Here is a 771-nt window from a genome sequence, read left to right as displayed (position 1 = left end):
CCGCAAGGACGGCTCTGCCACCGAAGTGATCACCAAGGGCCGCCACGACCCTTGCGTCGGAATCCGCGCGGTGCCGGTGGCCGAGGCGATGATGGCCTGCGTGATCCTGGACCACCTGCTGCTGCACCGCGGCCAGATTGGCGAAAACCAAGGCCGTATCGGTTAAGCACCTCCCGTTGACGGGACCGGTTGCGCAGAGCTGCAAAACCAAGCAGGTTTTGCACAGTGCTTTTACATCCGGTCCTTTGACATGCTGATTACCCTGGCCGTTTCCGGCTACCGCTCGATCCGTGACGCAACCCTGCCGCTGGAGCAGCTCACCGTGGTGAGCGGTGCCAATGGAGCAGGCAAATCCTCGCTCTACCGCTCGCTGCGGCTGCTGGCAGAGGTGGCGCAGGGGCGTGCCATTGCCTCGCTGGCGGCAGAGGGCGGGCTGGAATCGACGCTGTGGGCCGGGCCGGAACACATCAGCGCCCGGATGCGGCGCGGCGAAATTCCTATCGAGGGCACCCGGCGCAAGGGATCTGTGGCTCTAAAGCTTGGGTTTTCGGCTGAAGACTACGGCTATGCGGTTGATCTGGGCCTGCCGGCGCCGGTGCCGCGGACGATGTTTGGCAAAGATCCTGAGATCAAATCCGAGGCGCTTTGGGTCGGCGAGAGCCTGGGCCGCGCCAACAGCATTGCTGAGCGCCGCGGTGCGGTTGTCACGGGCCGGGACAGCAGCGGCCGCCGGGTGGAGCTGTCGCGTGACCTGCGTCCCTTTGACAGCAT

The 771-nt window shown here is 65.1% G+C and carries 2 protein-coding genes; both read left to right on the top strand.

Going from position 1 to position 771, the window contains the following annotated elements; translation table 11 throughout:
• Nucleotides 1-166: chorismate synthase (locus RA19_RS26360; protein ID WP_152615880.1), on the top strand; the 166-nt coding region annotated here is incomplete at its 5' end.
• Between the two features lie 84 nt (nucleotides 167-250).
• On the top strand, nucleotides 251-771 hold a 521-nt coding region (locus RA19_RS25215), incomplete at its 3' end, for an AAA family ATPase (RefSeq protein ID WP_039168620.1).

Source organism: Leisingera sp. ANG-M1, from assembly GCF_000813745.1.
Lineage (GTDB): Bacteria > Pseudomonadota > Alphaproteobacteria > Rhodobacterales > Rhodobacteraceae > Leisingera.
Note: the sequence above shows the minus strand (reverse complement) of the source record. Positions and strands in the feature narration are given on the sequence as shown.